The sequence below is a fragment of the Pseudomonas sp. NPDC087598 genome, from assembly GCF_044743525.1.
In the GTDB taxonomy this organism is placed as follows: Bacteria; Pseudomonadota; Gammaproteobacteria; order Pseudomonadales; family Pseudomonadaceae; genus Aquipseudomonas.
In genome coordinates, this window is the sequence record NZ_JBIUWQ010000074.1 from 26,324 (window position 1) to 27,939 (window position 1,616).

A 1,616-nucleotide genomic window follows, 5' to 3' on the forward strand; every position below is an offset into this window, starting at 1 on the left:
AAGAAGAATTCCAAAATCCATTTATCCTTTAAAGACAAGAAAGTCGACGTCCATGTGCAGCGCCAGCGCCTTGCCGACGGTGTGGCCGAAGCCTGGCAGAACGTTGAACACGCCTTTCGGAATACCCGCGTCCAGCGCCAACTGAGCGATGCGGATCGCGGTCAGCGGCGACTTTTCCGAAGGTTTCAGGATGAACGAGTTGCCTGCTGCGAGGGCCGGGGCGAATTTCCAGCTGGCCATGATCAGCGGGAAGTTCCACGGCACGATCGCCGCAACAACGCCGGATGGCTCGCGAGTCACCAGACCGAGTTGGTCGTGCGGCGTGGCAGCGACTTCGTCGTAGATCTTGTCGATGGCTTCGGCGCTCCAGCGGATCGCGTTGGCGGTCGCGGGGATGTCGATGCTCATCGAATCGCTGATCGGTTTACCCATGTCGAGGGTTTCCAGCAGCGCCAGTTCTTCCTGGTGCTGCAGGATCAGATCGGCGAAGCGGATCAGGATGCGCTTGCGCTCGGCCGGGGCTTTTTTCGCCCAGATGCCGGACTCGAACGATTGGCGTGCGACTTCGACGGCGAGGTTGGCGTCGGCTTCATCGGTGCTGGCCACGGAGGCGAGGAAACGGCCGTCGACGGGGCTCAGGCATTCGAAGGTGTCGCCACTGATCGCCGGGCGGTATTCACCGTTGATGAAGGCGCGGGATTCGATGGTCAGGGACTGGAAGCGTTGTTCCCAGTCGTTGCGGGTCGTTGTCATTGTTGTGGCTCGACAAGGGGGGGAATGGATGACGAGCGAATACCCGTCAATCAAAATCTGATAACCCGATCCCCTGTAGGAGTGAGCCTGCTCGCGATCGCGGTGAATCAGCCATCATCACGTTTGAATGTGATGACGCTATCGCGAGCAGGCTCACTCCTACAGGGTTTGCGGTGGTCTTTAGACGGTATGCAGATACCAGTTGTACTCAAGGTCAGAGATCGAGTTTTCGAACTCGGCCAGCTCGCTTTCTTTACAAGCGACGAACACGTCGATGTACATCGGGTCGATGTAGCGGGCCATGACTTCGCTGTCGTCCAGCTCGCGCAGTGCATCACGCAAGTTGTTCGGCAGGCTTTGCTCGTTCTGCTCGTAGCTGTTGCCTTCCACCGGGGCGCCCGGCTCGATCTGGTTGGTCAGACCGTGGTGAATACCGGCCAGCACCGAAGCCATCAGCAGGTACGGGTTGGCGTCGGCACCGGCAACGCGGTGTTCGATGCGCACGGCGTCCGGCGAACCGGTCGGCACACGCACGGCCACGGTGCGGTTGTCGATGCCCCAGCTCGGCGAGTTCGGCACGTAGAACTGTGCGCCGAAGCGGCGGTACGAGTTGACGTTCGGGCAGAGGAACGCCATTTGCGCAGGCAGGGTCTCCAGCACACCGCCGATCGCGTGTCGCAGCGCGGCGTTCTGCTCGGGATCCTCGCTGGCAAAGATGTTGTTGCCTTCTTTGTCCAAAATCGAAATGTGCACGTGCAGACCGTTACCCGCCTGGCCCGGATACGGCTTGGCCATGAAGGTAGTGTCCATCTCGTGGTCATAGGCGATGTTATTCACAAGACGCTTTAGCAGGAAGGCGTAGT

Annotated in this window: 2 protein-coding genes; both read right to left on the reverse strand. The window is 59.8% G+C overall.

Going from position 1 to position 1,616, the window contains the following annotated elements:
• Positions 1 to 21 precede the first annotated feature (21 nt).
• Positions 22 to 753, reverse strand: coding sequence for an aldehyde dehydrogenase family protein (locus ACIOWE_RS27020; protein ID WP_401397843.1), 732 nt, complete (start codon positions 751 to 753; stop codon positions 22 to 24).
• Between the two features lie 180 nt (positions 754 to 933).
• A partial coding sequence (locus ACIOWE_RS27025) for a glutamine synthetase family protein (RefSeq protein WP_401397845.1) occupies positions 934 to 1,616 on the reverse strand: 683 nt, incomplete at its 5' end.

Bases quoted from the DNA above. Each gene is read 5' to 3' on its own strand.
- ACIOWE_RS27020 (WP_401397843.1), bottom strand. From the start codon at position 753: ATGACAACGACCCGCAACGACTGGGAACAACGCTTCCAGTCCCTGACC.